The organism is Rhizorhapis suberifaciens (assembly GCF_014200045.1).
Taxonomy (GTDB): Bacteria; Pseudomonadota; Alphaproteobacteria; order Sphingomonadales; family Sphingomonadaceae; genus Rhizorhapis; species Rhizorhapis suberifaciens.
Window position 1 is genome coordinate 1 of the sequence record NZ_JACHOV010000016.1, and the last position, 16,620, is coordinate 16,620.

Annotated in this window: 13 protein-coding genes and 1 pseudogene; 3 read left to right on the forward strand and 11 right to left on the reverse strand. The window is 58.1% G+C overall.

The features are described 5' to 3' along the window. Window positions 1-93: 93 nt before the first annotated feature. The 3 genes from HNQ99_RS15340 (at window position 94) to HNQ99_RS15350 (ending at window position 3,066) form a co-directional block, all read left to right on the forward strand. On the forward strand, window positions 94-285 hold the full coding sequence (locus HNQ99_RS15340) for a hypothetical protein (protein ID WP_184477248.1): 192 nt from the start codon (window positions 94-96) through the stop codon (window positions 283-285). Between the two features lie 77 nt (window positions 286-362). Further along, window positions 363-812 carry a nuclear transport factor 2 family protein gene (locus HNQ99_RS15345; RefSeq protein WP_184477250.1) on the forward strand — a complete coding sequence of 150 codons (450 nt, stop codon included), beginning with the start codon at window positions 363-365 and terminating at the stop codon, window positions 810-812. 97 nt (window positions 813-909) lie between these two features. Beyond that, a complete protein-coding gene (locus HNQ99_RS15350) occupies window positions 910-3,066 on the forward strand; it encodes a molybdopterin-containing oxidoreductase family protein (RefSeq protein WP_184477252.1) in 2,157 nt (718 codons plus the stop codon). 134 nt (window positions 3,067-3,200) lie between these two features. Here the strand turns inward: HNQ99_RS15350 and HNQ99_RS15355 are convergent, their stop codons facing one another. The 11 genes and pseudogenes from HNQ99_RS15355 to HNQ99_RS15405 form a co-directional block, all read right to left on the reverse strand. Then, the gene (locus tag HNQ99_RS15355; RefSeq protein WP_184477255.1) at window positions 3,201-3,626 is read right to left on the reverse strand and encodes an SRPBCC family protein; all 426 of its coding nucleotides are present in this window, start codon (window positions 3,624-3,626) and stop codon (window positions 3,201-3,203) included. Further along, on the reverse strand, window positions 3,623-4,636 hold the full coding sequence (locus tag HNQ99_RS15360) for a TIGR03619 family F420-dependent LLM class oxidoreductase (RefSeq protein ID WP_184477257.1): 1,014 nt from the start codon (window positions 4,634-4,636) through the stop codon (window positions 3,623-3,625). The genes HNQ99_RS15355 and HNQ99_RS15360 overlap by 4 nt, the downstream gene beginning before the upstream one ends. 198 nt (window positions 4,637-4,834) lie before the next feature. Next, window positions 4,835-5,500, reverse strand: coding sequence for a TetR/AcrR family transcriptional regulator (locus HNQ99_RS15365; protein ID WP_184477259.1), 666 nt, complete (start codon window positions 5,498-5,500; stop codon window positions 4,835-4,837). A gap of 1,277 nt (window positions 5,501-6,777) precedes the next feature. Then, window positions 6,778-7,629, reverse strand: a complete 852-nt coding sequence (locus HNQ99_RS15370) for a MurR/RpiR family transcriptional regulator (protein WP_184477261.1) — start codon at window positions 7,627-7,629, stop codon at window positions 6,778-6,780. A gap of 132 nt (window positions 7,630-7,761) precedes the next feature. Continuing rightward, a complete protein-coding gene (locus tag HNQ99_RS15375; protein ID WP_184477263.1) occupies window positions 7,762-9,255 on the reverse strand; it encodes a CoA-acylating methylmalonate-semialdehyde dehydrogenase in 1,494 nt (497 codons plus the stop codon). Beyond that, window positions 9,255-10,064, reverse strand: a complete 810-nt coding sequence (gene iolB, locus HNQ99_RS15380) for a 5-deoxy-glucuronate isomerase (RefSeq protein ID WP_184477265.1) — start codon at window positions 10,062-10,064, stop codon at window positions 9,255-9,257. Before iolB ends, HNQ99_RS15375 begins: the two co-directional genes overlap by 1 nt. Continuing rightward, window positions 10,061-10,957 carry a myo-inosose-2 dehydratase gene (gene iolE / locus HNQ99_RS15385; RefSeq protein WP_184477267.1) on the reverse strand — a complete coding sequence of 299 codons (897 nt, stop codon included), beginning with the start codon at window positions 10,955-10,957 and terminating at the stop codon, window positions 10,061-10,063. The genes iolB and iolE overlap by 4 nt, the downstream gene beginning before the upstream one ends. After that, on the reverse strand, window positions 10,954-12,783 hold the full coding sequence (gene iolD / locus HNQ99_RS15390; protein WP_184477269.1) for a 3D-(3,5/4)-trihydroxycyclohexane-1,2-dione acylhydrolase (decyclizing): 1,830 nt from the start codon (window positions 12,781-12,783) through the stop codon (window positions 10,954-10,956). Before iolD ends, iolE begins: the two co-directional genes overlap by 4 nt. Then, complete coding sequence (locus HNQ99_RS15395) at window positions 12,780-14,708, reverse strand: bifunctional 5-dehydro-2-deoxygluconokinase/5-dehydro-2-deoxyphosphogluconate aldolase (protein ID WP_184477271.1); 1,929 nt, start codon at window positions 14,706-14,708, stop codon at window positions 12,780-12,782. Before HNQ99_RS15395 ends, iolD begins: the two co-directional genes overlap by 4 nt. Before the next feature lie 390 nt (window positions 14,709-15,098). Beyond that, window positions 15,099-15,197 (reverse strand): annotated as a pseudogene (locus HNQ99_RS15400) (leucine zipper domain-containing protein); the annotation flags it as partial. A gap of 56 nt (window positions 15,198-15,253) precedes the next feature. Then, on the reverse strand, window positions 15,254-16,522 hold the full coding sequence (locus tag HNQ99_RS15405; RefSeq protein ID WP_184477273.1) for an MFS transporter: 1,269 nt from the start codon (window positions 16,520-16,522) through the stop codon (window positions 15,254-15,256). Window positions 16,523-16,620: the final 98 nt, after the last annotated feature.

Here is a 16,620-nt window from a genome sequence, read left to right on the forward strand (position 1 = left end):
CACAAAGCCAAGGGGAATGTTGCGCCCGTCCCATACCCAAGTCAACAAGAAAAGAATGATCATTCACTCTTACATTCATGCCCTTAATTCGCTATGGATCCGAAGGAAGTCGACGCACGTGTCGAAATGCTGCTTGTGATGGCGCGCGCCCTACTGATTCATGCGGGTACTCATCCGGTCAGCGATCGCAAGGTCCTCGCCGCCGGGTTCGAACTGACGCTCTGGGGTGTGCTGTCGCCGCGGCGGCAGCCAAAGGTGACGCATGGGGCGAGCGCGTCACGGTGAAGCCTTGCCTGGCTGGGCCTCATTGCGCATTTTTCGCGCCAAGATCGTGATTGCGGTGTAATAAGGAGGAGAGATTTATGACCATTGAAGAGCGGATCCAGCAGATCGAAGACGTGCAGGAGATTACGCGTCTAAAGACCCGCTATACCGAACTGGCCGACAGCAGCGCGGACAAGCCCCATAAGGGTGAGGAGATGGCCGCCCTCTTCACCGAAGATGCCGTCTTTGACATCGTGGCGACCGGCGCTTCGCCTATCGTCGGGTCGGCCGCGATTAAGGCGCGGTACGATGATGATACGCTTTATCCCTATGCCTATCATCTGCTCGGCAATCCGCATATCGAGGTGAATGGCGACAGCGCGACCGGACGGTGGCATGTCGCCGTCGTCTTTAATCGACGCGATCTCGGCTCGATGTGGACGACGGCTTTCTACGAGGACGAGTTCGTCCGGACGCCCGATGGCTGGCGGATCAAAAGCCTGCGCTGCACGGCCTCCGCCTTCGCGCCTTTTGGCAAGGGATGGTGAGAACGGCCACAGCTGACGGCTGGTTTTCGGGTCGAACCGCCGGGCTGAGCGCCGCCAGCATGAAGCAGGCAAACTAACTAATCGATAAGGAGATACCATGGAGAGTGGGCTCAGCAATTCGATCGAGAAGCGTCATTCGGCATGTCGCTGGTGTGTCGGCATGTGCGGCATGATCGTCGATGTGGACGTGGAGACCGGGCGCGCGATCAGCCTTCGCGGTGACAGGGACCACCCGCTCAGCAAAGGCTATGCCTGTATCAAGGGACTGCAGGGCGTCTACGCGCTCAATGCGCCGGATCGCATCCTGCGCCCGCTGAAGCGCAATGAAAGCGGGGGCTTCGACGAAGTGCCGCTTGAGCAGGCGCTGGATGAAATCGCCGCCAAGATGCAAACCTGCATCGCCGAGGATGGACCGCATTCCGTGGCGGCCTACAAAGGCACCATGGGGTTTACCCACGCTCCACTGCTTGAGATCGTGCCACGCTGGCTGGAATCGATCGGTTCGCCCTACATGTTCACGACCTGGACAATTGACCAGTCGAACAAGTTCGTGGCGGCCGAACGGCTGGGCGCCTGGGGCGCCGGCACGCATCATATGCTCGAATCGGACGTGATGATCATCGTGGGCGGCAATCCCCTCGTGTCCGTCGCGAACATGGGTATCACGCCGTCCAATGTCACGAAGCAGTTCAAGGCCGTCAAGGCCCGCGGCATGAAACTGATCGTTGTCGATCCGCGACGCTCGGAAACGGCGGCGCTTGCCGACCTGCACCTCCAGATCAAGCCGGGCGAGGATGTGGCGCTTTTTGCCGGATTGCTGCGCGAGGTATTGGCAAACGGATGGGAAGATAGCGCCTTTTGCGCCGCGCATGTCATCCAGCTGGAGGAACTGCGTGAGGCGGTCGCGCCGTTCACGATCGATATCGTCGCGGATCGTACCGGGCTGTCGGCCGAAGACATTCGCACCGCCGCGCGAATGTTCGCCCATGACGCGAAACGGGGCGCCGCCTTCAGCGGCACTGGACCATCGATGGCTCCACATTCCAATTTGTCCGAACATCTGATCCAGGCGCTCAACGTCATCTGCGGCCGATATAATCGGGAGGGTGATGTCGTGCGCGGGGCGGGGCTGATCCGCCCTCGACCAATGATTGCGCAGGTGTACCCGCCGAAGCGCAGCTGGCTTCGCGAGCCGAAGATGCGGGCAACAGGCTATGGTACGCTGAACGGCGAGATGATGACTGCGGCCATCCCTGACGAAATCCTGACGCCTGGGCCCGGCCGTATGCGTGCTCTTATAGTGGTCGGCGGCAATCCGGCCGCGGCCTTTCCGGACCATCTCAAAACAGTGAAGGCACTCAAGGCGCTCGACCTGCTGGTCGCAATCGAGCCCTTCATGTCGGAGACCGCACGGCTCGCGCACTATATCCTTCCGCCGACGCTGCAATATGAGCGGTACGACCTGCTGTTCGGGCAAGATGCCGAATCCCTCAATCCAGAACCCTATCAGCAATATCTGACGCCGGTTTCGGCTCGGCCTTCTGGGTCGGACCTGATCGAGGACTGGCGCTTTTTCTACGAAATGGCAAAGCGGATGGGGAACGAGCTTTTGTTCTTCGGCAATGCTCTGAACATGGAAAAGACGCCGAGCACCGAAGAGTTGATCGAAAGGGTGATAGCAGGCGGCCCCTTGTCGCTGGATCATCTCAAGGCGCATCCCCGCGGAACCTTCGTCGACGTGCCGCCGACCATCGTCCAGGCCGGCAACAACGATCCTGCAGCCCGTTTCGAGGTAGCCCCTGACGATGTTGTCGAGGAACTGGAGGCCTACCGTATCGAAGATCGCGGGTCAGCGGAATATCCCTACCGGTTGATCTCACGCAGAATGCGGGAAGTCTTGAATACTACCGGACTGAATTTCCCCGCCTGCCGTGCCCGTGAGCCCTATAATCCCGCTTATCTCAATCCGCAGGATCTGGCGGCGATCGGGATCGCCGACGGCGACTGGGTCGAGATCCAATCGGATCATGGTCTTTTGCAGGCCATCGCAAAGGCTGACGATACTGTCGGCAGAGGTGCGGTATCGATGACACATTGCTGGGGCGGGCTTGCCGAGGACGGGCGGCCCTTCACGGAGGTCGGCGCCAACACCAATAAACTGGTCAGCACCGACCGGGATTGTGAACCCATCAATGCAATGCCCCGCATGTCGGCGATTCCGGTACAGCTGCGTCCGATCAGCGCTCTTCACTGATCGTCGTTGCTGCACCGATCGAGAGAGGAACACGACTGAGACCAGGAGATGCAGAGCTTTGTTGAGCTGATTACGCCGTCGGCAGTGCGGTCCACGCGCTCCTGGCGCCTCGGAAGGGAGGGAAGCGCCTGGTTTCACCCGTTCGACGGGCGCAGGGCCTCCCGCAGATGTTCGATCCTGTCGGGGTAGTATATCCGCAAATAATCGTCCAAGGCTTGCGCATCCGCGCGCGCCGGATCGACGCCCGAAATCCAGGTCAATTTCGTCCTGCCCTCATCCGCCGCCATAAGGCTGATCTCGCCTCTAAGCCCGGTCGCTGCAGGATTGCTGCCATCGATGATGGCATAGTGCAGCACGTGCTGCTCCTGATCGAGCCGCTCAAGTTTCTCGGCCGCCCATGAATCCGCGAAATATACGGTGCGAACTGCGCCTTCTCCTTCACCTTTCGTTTCGCAACGCTCCACCAGCGGGTGCCAGCGCTGAAGGTTCTTGAAATCGGAGATCATCGCCCAAACGCGTTCGAGCGGCGCGTCAATGGTGGCGTCAATAGATATCGTCATCGTTCCGCTCCCGGTTCCAGATAGGCTGCTAAGGCATCGGCGATCTTTCTGATCGTCAGTTTTACAACTTCCGGTCTTCGGCAATTGAGCGCGAACAGGATGTCGGTCGCTCCTGCTTCCCTGAACTGGTCGACGGCCCGCCGGATATCGTCTGCGTGATCGGCGTTTATGGAGGCTTTCAACTCACTTTCGGTGGCGCCCTCACCTTCGAAGGCAATGTTGACGCGCATGCAGGTGGCGATGGCGGCGGGGTCCCGCCCCAGCGCGGCCGCTTGCTTCCTGATCTCCCCAGTCATCGTCCGGAACTCATCCGGGGTGACAGCGACCGCGTGCCATCCCTGCCCTATGCTGGCTGTGCGCCGCAGAGCGGCGGGGCTGATGCCGCCTACCCAGATCGGGATCATGGCGCCAAATGGCTTGGGGGATGTATGGACGTCCGTAAATTGCCAGTTTTCGCCGTTGTGTTCAGCGGCATCCTGCGACCAGAGCGCGCGAATGACGGCGATCGCTTCGTCCGTGGAGGCGCCCCGCTTTTGCCAGGGAACGCCGACGACCTCGAATTCCTCAGGGACATTGCCGATGCCCACGCCCAGCACAGCCCGGCCCCTGGAGAGATGATCGAGGGTCGCGAAATATTTGGCCACGAAAAAGGGGCTGTGGAAGGGCAGGATAAGGATGGATGTGCCAAGCAGAATACGGGATGTTTTGACGGAGAGAGCCGATAAAATGGCCAAGGGGTTGTAGTAGGGCTCGTCGCCTATCCGGTCCCGCACATAGCTGACGTTGACCAGATGCTCAGACGTCCAAAGCGCGTGGAAGCCGCATTGTTCCGCGAGAACGCCAATGTCGATAAGCTCTCCGACATCAGCGATTCCCCAGTTGTTGGGAATAGACAGTCCGATCTTCAACCCAGAGCTCCCATTGGTCGATATTGGAGCCAGTTCCAGAACCTCTAGATGGCCGCTCCGGTGCAGGAACGGCAACAGATGTCTGGCAAAAGTCTCGTTCAACTTTGTATCGTCACACTTTCCCTTATCGGCGCCCGCTTCAGCGGGGTAGGTAGAAAGTCACGCGCTGCCCGCCGCGCCCGCACGGCGTCGTGGAAAGAGAGAAGTTCACCCATACGCTTCCCTTGGCAACCGCAATATTTAGGTCAAATATCCTGGACACGTATAGGTCTGGTGTCAAAGCCCTTGGCTGGGCACTTTCTAAGTAACAATAGCCAGAGCATCTGCCTCTGCGTCCAATATATCCCGAATGGCGTCATGCAATTTGGAGATGTAAGTTACGCTGGCATAAGGTTGAATGAGGCTGATGTGGTGGATGCAGCAGTCGTAGATCGCTGAAGCGCGCTCCCCGACTTCATCAAAACCGGACCGCGCCACGCCAAGCCGATTGACCCAAACGGCCCACATGTTTTCACACAGAATTTGTGGACTGTTCGGCGCAACTATCGGTGGAATATCGCCACAGGCGATAGCATTCTCAATACGCTGGATCGACCCTTTTATGGCGGTCTTCATGATGCGCTGATAGCTTTCGGCAATTCTGGCATCGGTCACCGTAAAATAGGTGAGCGATTCGAAGAAAAAATGATAGCGCCACATCAAGCTGAACAAGTTCACCATGTACAGAGCAAACTCCTTGGAGCTAGCATTTCTGGGGCTGGCGAGTACTTCAGCCGCTTCAGCTTCGAGCCTGTCGATCAAGGAATAGAGAATGTCCTGCTTGCGGGCGAAATGGTACGTCAGATTTCCTGGACTTATGCCCAGATCAGAGGCTATCTTGTAAATAGGGACGCGATCTACGCCGTTACAGTTGAAGAGCCTCAAAGCCGTCGAGAGAATGCGTTCAGGAGTGGATTCGCTGCTCAAGTCTGTGCCCTTGCTCGATTAGATGTTAGTACCTACTAATAACGGCTGAGGTGGCGTGGCGTCAACTATCATGGGCTAGGGCGCATTGGGACTGGCAACTGCTGCCCCCAATCACAAATGCGCTATGTTCCGCGCCCGAATGTGCGATGTTCCGATCCGCGCTGGCCTTCAGTGGCAGCTCGTCATCATCAGTCTTCAATATCCATTGAGCCATGCGGAGACCGATCCTCCGGTCCAGCGGCAAAACGATCGTCGAAAGCTGCCGCAGTCTTCAAAGCCAAGCTCGTGCGCGATCACCTTGCTTGGCTTGGCTTGCCTTGGCGAAGCAAATGCAATGCCCGCACATGTCGGTAATTAGCCGCATCTTCGTTGTGTCGGCGCCGCTCTCCTGCTTCACTGCCAATCCATCGGCCAATAGTGGTAGAATCAATATACTACGCGTAGGGGCGAGCAAGGCGTAAGGGGCACCCCCGCGCTCATGTAAACATAAATTCCACAATGATCATTGACAGAACCTGGATTTCACACCTACGTTAATCTCTACAAAGCGTGAGGCATGGAACCACACATGTTCGGATCAGAATGGCTCTTGGAAGAGCCTACCTGCCACGGGCTGATCCAGTCTTAAGCTTTGATGGTGTTGAGGTTCTCCTTATCAATTGTGTTCGCCGTCTCCTGGTGGAAGGTAGTCAGCAGGCAAGCGTTAAGGAAAATAATTGAGTTCAGCTGACGACTGGCCAGGAGTTACGAATGAATTCCATCTTTGAAGACAACGTCAAGGTTCTCATGCGGGACGGCGTTGCACGGGCGCGCTGGATCGGAGCGCGCGCGCAACGGACAACGGCTCATTGTCGCGCCATGGAGTCATAGATCGCGGCGCTAAATTGCGTCCACCGGAGCCCACATATCCCAGCCGACTGTTCTGCCGATCATCGAACGCCAGCTGCCGAGCAGACCGAATAACAAGAGCCCAATTGGGTCGCAGAGGGTCGGAGAGAAATCTCCGGCCCTTTTTTTGGCAACGTTGGAGTATCCCTGATGTCAAGCGAGAGGATCTGACCCAAAGGCGGTTTGCCTTGCGGAGAGCATTTTGCGGCTCGATAGGTTTTCGCATGGCTGGAAAGGTGGACGGCTACTGGTTCAGATGCCGAAGTAATCAACCCTGATAGGGGTCATTTACTGCATAGAAGAGGATATATACCGCGAAAATAATCCAAGAAATATATATATTCTATTATTCATTGCGGGAGTGGTTGCCGACTTTGCCGTCTAGCAGTTCAGGACCCGCGTCCATTCTGACCCACCGCATAGGAAATGGCCAAGGCCTGAGCGAGGCACATTGATGCCGAGAGAGATCTAAACCCCCGTATGTCCGATTCCCTCACTTGAAGGACCAGTGATGCGTGCTTGCCAATCGGACTGATGACGCTGTCGCTGATCGCCAGAATCTTGACGGATTTTTGCGCTGCCATTTCAACGATTTCCAGCGTTTCCCCAGCATATGGGGTGTAGCTGATGGCAATAAGGAGATCGTTGGGGCCTATGCTCCGGGCCTGCTGCAAGGCCATCCCGGCAACTCCGTCGACAAAGACTACCTGCTTATTAGTCTGGGCGAGAAGATAGCCAAGATAGGACGCAACTGGAAAAGCACGGCGGAATGCTACAACATAAACCACCTTGGCCTGGGCAATAATCTCGACGGCCTCCATCAAGTCTTTCTGACCAACGGCATGGCTGAGATTGTGCAGAGCAAGCGTATTGCCTTCCACAAACTCGTTCAGAAGCTGTCCCGGCCCCTCGACAGGCTGATTGGCAGTTACGTTCCTGAATTGGCGAATTCGCTCGGCATATCCCACGCGGCTGTCGCTTGCGAGTAAATTTTCGCGCAAGAGACGCTGCATCTGACTGGCGCCGGGAAAACCGAAACTCTGGGCGAAACGGACGATCGCGGACGGCTGGACACCGCTACGTTCAGCAATGACCGCAAGCGTTTCAAAGGCAACGTCATGAGGTTCATCGAGAACATAACGGGCAAATTGCTTCAGTCGCGTGCTCAGCGTTTCGTATCGCTCCTGGATTTCGACCCGCAATTCCTCGGCTGTCGAGGGGGTTGATACAGTCTCGTCCATAAAGCCCCTTCATAATCATGTAGCCAACGGAATATCCGTTCCAAACAGGGTTTTCAATGTTGGAAAATTATTTGTCCGCTTTGTGTTCCTTTTCGGTCATTGTTGCGCCCCCGGTGTCATTGCCAGCTTCTCCTATCTCATCGTCGGAATGATGAAGCTGGACTGGCCCGCTGCTCCAGTGGGCCAGCGTTGGGTGACTGTCTTTACCTTGGTCCAGAAGCGCACGCCTTCCATGCCGTATTGGTTGTGGTCCCCGAAAGCCGAGCGCTTCCAGCCGCCGAAGCTGTGGTAAGACACCGGCACCGGAATGGGCACGTTGATGCCGACCATCCCTACGTTCACGCGCTGCGCGAATTCTCGAGCTGCATGGCCATTGCGAGTGAAGATGGCGACGCCGTTTCCATATTGATGTCTGCTCGGCAGATCGACTGCTTCTTCGAAGTCCTTTGCGCGCACTATCTGAAGGACGGGCCCGAATATCTCCTCCTTGTAGGCGCTCATTCCTGTCGTGACATGATCGAACAGGGTCGGACCAACAAAGAAACCGTCTTCATACCCCTGCAGTTTGAATCCTCGGCCGTCGATGACGAGCTCTGCGCCCTCGTCGATACCGGTCTGGATCCAGTCCTCGATCTTTTGCTTGTGTTGCGCTGTTACTACCGGGCCATATTGCGCCTCGGGATCGGTCGATATTCCGATGCGCAGCTTCTCAATAGCCATGACTAGCTTTGCGCGCAGGATCTCTGCCGTTTCCTCGCCCACTGGCACGGCGATCGGGAGGGCCATGCACCGCTCGCCGGCCGAACCGAATGCGGCGCCGATGAGATCGTTGACGGCCATATCCATGTCCGCGTCCGGCATAATGATGCCATGGTTTTTGGCGCCGCCCATAGCCTGCACGCGCTTTCCAGCTGCAACGCCCCGCTGATAGACGTAATGGGCGATGTCGGATGAACCAACAAAGCTTACCGCCGCAATGTCGGGATGATCCAGTATCGCGTCGACCATTTCCTTGTCGCCGTGCACCACCTGCAACACGCCCTCGGGGGCGCCGGCCTCGAGGAACAGTTCGGCCAGGCGGACGGGAACGGAAGGATCGCGTTCCGATGGCTTCAGGATAAAGGCGTTGCCGCACGCAATGGCGGGTGCGAACATCCACATCGGGATCATTGCCGGGAAGTTGAAAGGCGTAATGCCGGCGCCGATGCCCAGCGGTTGTCGCATTGAATATACGTCGATGCCCGGGCCTGCATCCTGAGTATATTCACCCTTTTGAGCATGCGGAATGCCGCAGCAAAACTCGACGACTTCCAGTCCGCGCTGGATGTCGCCTTTAGCATCATCGATGACCTTGCCGTGCTCGGACGCCAGTAGCTCCGCGAGCTGATGCATGTTCTGGTCCAGCAACTGTTTGAAGTTGAACATGACACGTGCGCGACGCTGAGGGTTCATTGCCGCCCACTGAGGCTGAACGGCCTGTGCGGCTGCTACCGCGGTATCGAGCACCGCCTTGTCGCCCAGCGCCACTTTCGCTTGCACGCTGCCATTGTTAGGATCAAACACGTCGCTGCTTCGTGTGGAGATCACACGCAGACCGCCGCCGAGAAGATGATCTATATGCCGCATCAACAAGACTCCTTTTTGCGCAGGATCCACTCGTGCGCGGGATCATTGGCGAACAACCAGTTGCGGCACGGACCGGCCATTACATTCAGATAATATAAGTCGTAACCATGTGCCGCGCCGACCGGATGATATCCGCGTGGCACCATCACCACATCTCCGTCCTGGACCGTCATCGTCTCGTCGATCGAGCGGTCATCGGTATACACCCGTTGAAACGCAAAGCCCTGCGGCGGTGAGAGGCGATGATAATAGGTTTCTTCCAGGAATGTCTCCTTCGGGAAGGCATCCTGATCATGCTTGTGCGGAGGATAGCTGGACCAATGCCCACCCGGTGTGATGACCTCTACAACCAATAGGCTTTCGGCCTCGGCCTTGTCGTCCAGAATGTTGCGCACATAGCGCGTGTTCGTACCTGAACCTCGCGTTTCCTGTCCCACCTGATCGGGAGCAATGACGCGCGCCTTGCCTGGACGCATGCCGGGCGCGGTGCAGATCGCCACTTCAGTATCGGTCGCTGCATAGATCGAATAGCTGGTGTCGGCTGGAACATAAAGCGAGGTAGGAAGTCCGTCGAAAACGTTCTTACGCGATCCAAGGCCGGTGAAAGCGCGTCCACCCGCAGAGACGCTGACGGTGCCAGACAGGATCACGATACATGCCTCGCGCCCTTTTTCCCCACCCTCGAAAACCTGACCGCTGGTCAGCTTCAGGACCTGAAAACCTACATACGTCCAGCCCGCGCTTTCAGGCGTGATTTTGAGCACTGCTCCGTCGGCAGCCGGAGCATGTGATCGCACCAAAAGGGTCATCGGACCAGATCCATCTCGGTTGCCAGTTGTTTGAGTGTGTCGAGCCCGATTTGCGCATATTTTCTGGGGTTGGCGATTGCCGGATCCTGTTCCGCCTCGACGACGATCCAACCGGAATAGTCGATTTCGGCCAGAGCCTTCATGAGCGGCGCATAGTCGTAGTCGCCGTCGCCTGGCACCGTGAACATTCCCCCGATCACCCCGTCGAGAAAGCTGACGCCCTCTGCATAAAAGCGACGAAAACGCTCGGTGCGGATATCCTTGCAGTGGACGTGGTTCACGCGCTCTGGATGCGTCCGCACCACATCAACCGGATCGATGTTGCCGTACAGCGCATGGCCGGTATCCAGCACCAGCCCGACATGATCTCCGGTGGAAGCGAGGAAATTTTCCAGATCTTCGGACTGCTCGACAACTGTCCCCAGATGGTGGTGATAGGCGAAGCGCAGGCCGCACTTGTTGACATGGGTTGCGACCTTATCAAGGCGGCGGCCGAATTCCGCCCATTCGCCGGGCGCGAGGCGCGGCGGGCTGCTGAGGCGTCCGTCTTCGCGGTTGCAATGCACAGCGTTGCTGGTTTCTGCGATTATGAAAACGTTACAATCCATACGTGCCAGCAGGGTAAGATGATCTGCCATTGCGGCGATCTCCTCCTCGGCGCTGCGCAGCAGCAGGTTCGACGAATACCAGCCGCCGATGAGTTCCATTTCATGTTCACGCATGATCGGAGCCAGCACGTCGGGGTTTGTCGGGAATTTGCTTCCCAGTTCCACGCCCTCAAAACCGATCTCGCGCGCGTCATTCAGGATTGTTTCGAGGCTGGTATCCTTGCCCAGCTCGGGCATATCGTCATTTGCCCACGCAATGGGGCTCACGCCCCAACGGATTGTCATGTCCGCCCTCCCTTGAGAATATCGTCATAATTTGCTCGCGCGGCGCGCACCTTTGGCCTCGCCGAAACTTCGGGGATCGCGACATCCCACCAATGACCACCTTCCAAAGTGGTGAGCGCCGGATCGGTGTCGATTACAATGACGTAGGAGCGGGATGCCAAGGCGGCCCGTTTCAACGCTTGCTCAAGTTCTTCAATTCCCGCGACCTTTTCAGCTCCTGCGCCAAGGCTGCGCGCGTGGGCTGCAAAGTCTATCTCGGCGAGCACTTCATGCCTTGCATCGGCCAGAAGATTGTTGAAAGGGCGACCCCCGGTAGCTTGTTGAAGACGGTTGATGCAGCCATAGCCCCGGTTGTCGAGCAAAATGACGGTGATCTTCAAACCCAGCATGACCGACGTCGCGAGTTCCGAATTAAGCATCAGGTAGCTGCCGTCGCCCACCATGACGAACACCTCCCGTTCGGGAAGCGCCATCTTTACGCCGAGTCCGCCGGCCACTTCGTAACCCATGCAGGAATAGCCATATTCGACATGGTAGCCCTCTGGCGTGCTGGCGCGCCAGAGCTTGTGCAGTTCGCCCGGAAGCCCTCCGGCCGCGCAAACCACGACGGCGTCAGGCGGCGCATTGCGCCAGACCGCGCCTACCACCTGGGCATCGGAGGGTAGGGAATCGCCCGGCGCCATGCTCTGATCCACGACCGTATTCCACTGCCTGGCCGCTTCGGCGTTGCCATCGCGCCATGGCTGGGGCACCGACCAGTCTTCCAGCGTAGTACACAGCTTTTCGATTACTGTCCTGGCATCGCCGATTACCGGCTCTGCGCCATGCTTGTAGCCATCGTGGGTGGCAACATTCACTTGCATCAAACGGCCCTGGAACAGCGTTCGCGACCCGGTAGTGAAATCCTGCAAGCGCGTGCCGACACCGATTATGAGATCGGCGAATTGCGCCGCGTGATTGGCCGCAGAAGAGCCTGTGACGCCGATCGCGCCCAGCGCCTGTGGATGATCCCAGGGGAGGCTGCCTTTGCCTGCCTGCGTCTCGGCAACGGGTATGCCGGTAAGTTCAGAAAGCCGCGCCAGCGCCACCTCGGCCTGCGAATAGAGCACCCCGCCGCCCGCCACGAGCAGCGGCGCACGGGAGCCCCGAATAGCCTCGCTCAAGGCTTCGAATTCGGCATCGTCGGGGGCAAGGCGCCGATGGCGCCATACCCGCGGGGCAAAGAAGCTCTCAGGATAATCATAAGCCTCCGCCTGCACATCCTGACACAGGCAAAGCGTGACGGGCCCGCATTTCTCCGGGTCGGTCAGCACCGCCATCGTACGCGGCAGAGCATCGATGATCTGCTCGGGCCGGGTGATCCGGTCGAACAATCGCGACACCGGCCGGAAACAGTCGTTCGCGCTAACCGTGGCATCGGCAAAGGTCTCAACCTGCTGCAGCACCGGATCGGGCCGGCGGCTTGCATAGACATCCCCAGGAAGCAGCAGGAGGGGGAGGCGGTTGACATGGGCAAGAGCGGCCGCTGTGACCATGTTCGTCGCGCCCGGTCCAATCGATGTCGTGCAGATCATCGCCCGCCGGCGACGCGATGCCTTGGCGAATGCAATGGCGGCATGGGCCATGCCCTGCTCATTATGCGCCCGGTACGTCGGCAGAACGTCCTCCGCCGCAGCAAGGGCTTCCCCAAGCCCAGCAACATTGCCGTGTCCGAAGATTGCCCAGACGCCTGCGAAATAGGGGACAGCTTGTCCTTCAATCTCCACCTGCTGGGCGGCGAGCCAACGCGTCAGCGCCTGGGCCATGGTCAGGCGAACGGCGGTCATGCAGCCGCACCGCGGCGCGATGTACGCCAACCCTCAACGAGGGCAGAAAAATTGTTGGCGAGCACATCGACAGCCTCATCGTCGCCGATGTCGCCTTTTAACCAGGCTTCGGCGGGCTTTTGCCAAATAGTACGGCCCACTGCAAACCCCTTCACCACGTCGATATCTGCAACTGCTGTGAAGCTTTCGAGCAACTCTTCCTGACTCGCTGAGAGTCCTAGCAGCACCACCCCGCAGCAATGCGGATCGTGATGGTTGATGACCTTGCTTATATTAGCCCAGACTTCACGATCAGCCATCGGTTCCAGCTTCCACCAATCGGGAAAGATGCCGAGATTATACAGATGGTCGATTACTCGGGGAACCGTGTTGCCATCGATCAAACCAGCTTTGGAGGCAATGATTTCCAGCAGCAACTGATGCCCCGTCGAACGGCATGCGTCGAACAGGCGCAAAAGTTGCCGATCCTGCTGCTCCCGAAGTTCTGCCGGGTCGTCGGGATGGTAGAATATGAGGCATTTGACGACATGGTCTCGCGGCCATTCCATCAACGTCGTCGCCACATCAGGCGATCCTTCGAACTCAATTGGGCGCGATCCGGGCAGCTCGATGGGACGTCCGATCCACAATGGCGAGCCGGCGGCTTTTTCCAGGGCGCGCATGCCGAAGCGTCCGTCAGCAAGTAGGCCGAAACCGCTATGCGATCCCGCCACACGCTGCAGCGCCTGCAAGGCTAGTTCTTTGAAATGCCCTATTCTTTGGAGATTTGCGCGGCCAAGATCAGCAACGAGTTCCTCGAATTGGCTGCGGTGATCGATTGCCAGTACAGTCAGTTCAGAACCGGAAGCAGGCCGGTTAGTCGACCAATGCAGTTGTTCAAGCTCGGTGCTATCACGCAGTTTTTGGGGCCAGTCGTCCCGCGACAGGAACAGTTCCAGTTCTTCCCAACTCGGAGCCGCGGGGGCGCAGCCATGGCGGGAAACCACTATTGCGCCGCAAGCGTTGGCCCAGGTGCAGCAGCGTTCGATCGGCTCTCCACGCAACCAGCCCCGCAAGAAGCCCGCCATGAAGGCGTCGCCGGCACCCAGCACATTGAAGACCTCGATCTGAAAGCCGTTGCCAATAATTCCCCCATCCAGATCGTCCGGGATGGAACCCGGGAACGCCACGCAGCCTTCAGGACCACGCTTGCACACGAGCAGGGCGCCGGTGACCTCTCGAATGGCGCGCAACGCTGCAATCGTATCGGTGGTGCCGCCGAGGATATGAATCTCCTCCTCCGTGCCAACGACAAGATCGCATAGCGGAAGCATACGCTGCAGTTCGGCGGTGACGGCAGCACTGGCTACGAAACGGTCCTCCCCCTTGTCCTTAGACGCGAGGCCCCACAAAACGGGGCGATAGTCGATGTCGAACACCACCCGGCCGCCATTCGCCTTCATGATCTCCGCAGCTTTCAGGCTGGCGGCGAATACCTGTTCTCGCGACAGGTGCGTGCCGTTGACGAGCAGCGCGCCTGACGATGCGATCACTTCCGGATCAATGTCGTCTACGCACAAAGCCATGTCCGCGCAGTTTTCGCGATAGAAAATCAGCGGAAAAGTGTCCGGATCGCTGATGCCCAGTATGACCAGTGCAGTCAGTCGCTCATCATCGACAATAATGCCGCTGGTATCAGCACCTTCCCGCTCGAGTTGCTCCCGGATGAAACGACCCATGTGATCGTTTCCTACCCGTGTCAGCAATCCTGCCTGGAGGCCGAGGCGCGTGACGCCAACGACTGTGTTGGCCGGGCTTCCCCCAAGATATTTGGCAAAGGAAGTCATGTCTTCCAGGCGGCCGCCCACCTGTTGCCCATAGAGATCCACGCTCGCGCGCCCTATGGCGATGAGGTCCAACCTCTTCTGTTTGGCAGTGTGCTGCATTCTTGTTCCAGATTATCCCTCGTAGAGATGCAACGTGTATTCCATTTTGCATATCGTGGCAACATATGTTTCATGCCGTTGGATTCCGCTTCGGCATTCCTTTGCAGAACCTGTGGCTGTTGCAGGCAAAGGTGATTAAAAGTCTCCGGACGAGGCCACACAGGGCTCAGACTCTGCGCTTATTCGCCTTGATTCTGATGGAAAAGCGGAACATCCATTCCACCAATAAAAAAGCTGAGGCCTCGGGCAAGCCCAGCTCCGGCGCCCCATTGGGCTAAAGCCTGTCATCACCTTACCTCGCGTAGCGGATGCTGCTCAAATTGATAGAACAAATATTCTAGAAATATTGGCATGCAACCAGCTTTCGCTACGTTACGGCTCGTCTCCTGCGGGCGTGGCCGTGGGCAGCCGATGCGGACGCGAACTGCGATCGGCAAGGCCCGTCTCACCTTCGGCTCGATAGCGCGCCAGCCACTTGGCGACGGTCCGCTCGAGTCTCGCCGGATCACAGCGGATGAACGATCTCCTGAAAGCTCACATCCAGGCTAGCCGCGCAACCGGATGAAGATGGCGCACAGCCCCCCCGCCAGCGCAACGATGGCTCCAAAAACGAACAGTGCTGGATAGCCGCTGAACGCGATGACCGAAGCCGCTACCGCGAACGAGAATACACCAGGCGCCGAGCCGGCCGCCAATAATAGCCCAAGATCCCGCCCTGCGGTGTCGGCAGATGGCAGAACAAGCGTCGCGAGCTTCAGGTCGAGGACGAAATATGTGCCGAACATCACGCCGGTGCCCAGGCCGAACAGCAGCATGGCCGTCCAATCGTTCGTCACCCCCGGAAGCAAGGTCACCACGGCGGCTCCGAACGACACCATCGCAACTATGAACGCGGTTCGACGGAACCGATCCGCGACGAAGCCGACAAGTGGCGTGATCACGAGCCATGAGAGGGTCATGAGACTCATGACGGAACTGACGCCGATGTTGACGTTTTCGTAGGGCAGTTGCGCTGCCCCCACATAATCTTGGAGCACATAGAAGAGGTAGCCGGTAACGCTGAAGTAGCACAGGAACATCAGGAAGCGGGACGCCAGGGCCAGGGCGAAATTGCGGTCTTTGAGGCTCGAGAATTGCTCACGAACGCTTCGGAGCGCCAGCCTTTGCCTGACTCGCAGGGGTTCGTCGAGGGATGATGGTTCGGGTTCCATAAGAACAAGGCAACAGGTCAAGACGGTGAACGGAACCGCGAGAAAAACATAGCCGAGCATAGTGGTCGGGGCGAAGGCGCCAATGTTTACCCCCGCGAAAATGCCGACCGGCGCGCCGAGTCCGATGGCCGCCGAGGCGAAACCCAGTTCATGTTTGGGGATGCGATCTGGCAACGCGGCCAGCAGAACCGACTGATAATAATTCAGCGTGAACCACAAAAGCGGCATCAAGATAAGAAGTTGAATGATCGAGCTTGCCATGCCCATCAACGGCAACAGCGCGACGCTCGCCAGACATGACAGGACCAAAGAAGGAGTGCGGCGGCCCCACCGGCTCCGTGTGCGGTCCGAGATCGCTCCTCCGGCGAACAGCGCTATGACGGTGGTGATGGAGGCGAGGGTCGCAAGAAGGGCCAAGGTGCTGACCTTGGCATCGGGAGCCAACGCCTCCACCACCGGCGGCAAAAGGATATTCTGTATCCCCTGGAAGATGGTGATGAGCGAGGCGTAGGCCAGGAACAAGAGCATTGCCAAACGCCGCATTCTTCGCGGACGTTCTTGTCTGTGCACGATTTCTGCTCCGACGATTGCCTGATCGGCCATTCCTAGCATCCTCCAATCGGTGAGATATCGGTTCAAATCTTAGTTCTGTCAATCGTAAATATGGAATAGTTATTTCACTACTGCAAAGGTTGGCGACG